Origin of the sequence: Frankia sp. Allo2, assembly GCF_000733325.1 — a bacterium.
In the GTDB taxonomy this organism is placed as follows: Bacteria; Actinomycetota; Actinomycetes; order Frankiales; family Frankiaceae; genus Frankia; species Frankia casuarinae.
This window is the reverse complement of record NZ_JPHT01000101.1, coordinates 1-2,003: the sequence shown is the minus strand read 5'-3', so window position 1 is coordinate 2,003 and position 2,003 is coordinate 1. Positions and strand designations below refer to the sequence as shown.

Sequence of the window (2,003 nt, the reverse complement as noted above, 5' to 3'; positions counted from 1 at the left end):
ATAGTTGGTAGCTGTTGGTAGCCTGCCTGGTGATCACTTCTGGGCATCCGATGGGCGATTGATTGTCGCTAAAGCTCGTCGTGGATTCGTGCCATAGCAACTTGNCCTGGCGCCGACCGTGATTCGACGGCGCATTTGGCGTCACTGGGCACGCGATTATCTGGAAATGCTTGACGGGATGCAGGCTCCCCGTTGAGAAAGAAGTGGCCTTCCGCTTGGGACAATGTAAGTACCACCAAACAAACCCCCAAGACAGAAGGCCACCACGTGACATCATGCCAGCCTGACCCCTGCATGTCCAACGAGCCTGTCGATTGCGAGCAGCTCGACATCTCCAGCCTGCTCGCGATGCTCGGCGAAATTCCCGACCCACGTAAGGCGAAGGGAGCGATCTACAGCCTGCGGTACATCCTGTCGACCTCGCTTGTCTCGACGATGACCGGCGCAAAGCGCCTCAGTGAGATCGGCCGCTGGGCGGCGAGAATCCCTCAGCCCCTACTGGCCCGGCTGGGAGCACCTTACGATCACTTCCTCGGACGGTACCGAGTACCCAGCGAGAAGACGATCCGCAGGGTCCTCCAGGTCATCGACGTCGCGGCACTGGACGCCCGCATCGGTTGCTGGCTGTTCGCGCAGACCACCTGGGAGAACGGGGAGCATATCACCATCGCGGTCGATGGCAAGGTCATGCGTGGCGCCTGGGTAGATGAGAAGACACAGGTCAAGCTACTCGCCGCGATGATCCACGGCAGGGGTCTCGTCATCGGACAGATCCGTATCCCCGACGACACCAACGAGATCACCCAGGTCGAAAATCTGCTCGACCAGCTTCCGGAAATGCCAGGACATCCGACCGTGACCCTCGACGCGGCGCATACGCAGGACGACACCGCAAAGGACATCGTCAAGCACGGAATGGACTACGTGATGACGGTGAAGGGGAATCGCCCGACCCTCAAAAGGCAGACATTCGAACGGGTCCTTCCGCTTCTCCAGGAACCAGCCCACCACGAGGTCCAGGAACGCGGACACGGCCGGATCAAAAACTGGCAGACCTGGACTACGAAAGCCGACGGCATCGAGTTCCCACATGTCAACAAGGCGGCCATCATCCGGCGAGACGAGTTCGACCTCACCGGAGTTCGCCTCACCCGCGAATACGCCCTCGCCCTCACCAGCGCTACGGGCACGCACGCCACAGCGTCATACTTCCACTCCCACGTCCGCGGCCAATGGGGCATCGAGAACGAGATCCACTACATTCGCGACACTGCCTGGCGTGAGGACGACGATCCGATCTATACCGGGAACACGAATCAGGCTTTCGCGAGCCTCCGGAACCTGACCATCGGAATCCTCCGCCTCAACGGCAGGAGGAAAATCAAGGAAACCCTGGAGGACGTCGCCGCCGATCGCCACGCGGCACTCGACCTGCTCGTCACAGCCTGTAGCGGATCAAAGCGGTGAGCTACCTCGCCGGAGCCCTGGCTTACGGCCCTGACCAGTCGGGTCGAGGCTCATGACCGCCATGTAGATGCACTTCAGCGCGGCGGTCTCGTTCGGGAAGTGCCCACGGGCCCGGACCGCGCGGCGGCGGATCCGGGCGTTGACGCTCTCGATCGCGTTGGTCGAGCAGAACACCCTGCGGATCTCCGCGTCGAAGGCCAGAAACGGCGTGAACTCGGCCCAGGCGTTCTCTCACAACCTGACGATCGCCGGATAACGGGCGCCCCAGGCCTCGGCGAACTCCGCCGGGTAGCCCGGGGGGATCTCACCCCCGGGCCCCCACAGAACGCAGCGTGACAGTCTCCCGTCACTGCGCTCGTCTCATCCAGTCCGTCAGAAACTGGTGATCCACGCCCAGTGGGCGAACAGGCGGGGCTTCCTGCGTAGGAGCCCCTTCCACCATCTGAGGAGTGAATTGCTGGACCGCGGAGGGGCTGGTTCCGGGCATGCGGGAAGGCGCTGGGAGCCGGGCTTCCAACGCTGGTCTTATCGGTATT

At 62.3% G+C, this 2,003-nt stretch carries 1 protein-coding gene and 1 pseudogene; one reads left to right on the top strand and one right to left on the bottom strand.

The genetic code is table 11. From position 1 onward, the window contains the following. Positions 1–192: 192 nt before the first annotated feature. On the top strand, positions 193–1,467 hold the full coding sequence (locus ALLO2_RS22950) for an ISAs1 family transposase (protein ID WP_232235313.1): 1,275 nt from the start codon (positions 193–195) through the stop codon (positions 1,465–1,467). On the opposite strand, the pseudogene ALLO2_RS25225 reads toward ALLO2_RS22950, so the two are convergent. Continuing rightward, positions 1,456–1,749 (bottom strand): annotated as a pseudogene (locus ALLO2_RS25225) (transposase); the annotation flags it as partial. The gene ALLO2_RS22950 and the pseudogene ALLO2_RS25225 overlap by 12 nt on opposite strands. Positions 1,750–2,003: the final 254 nt, after the last annotated feature.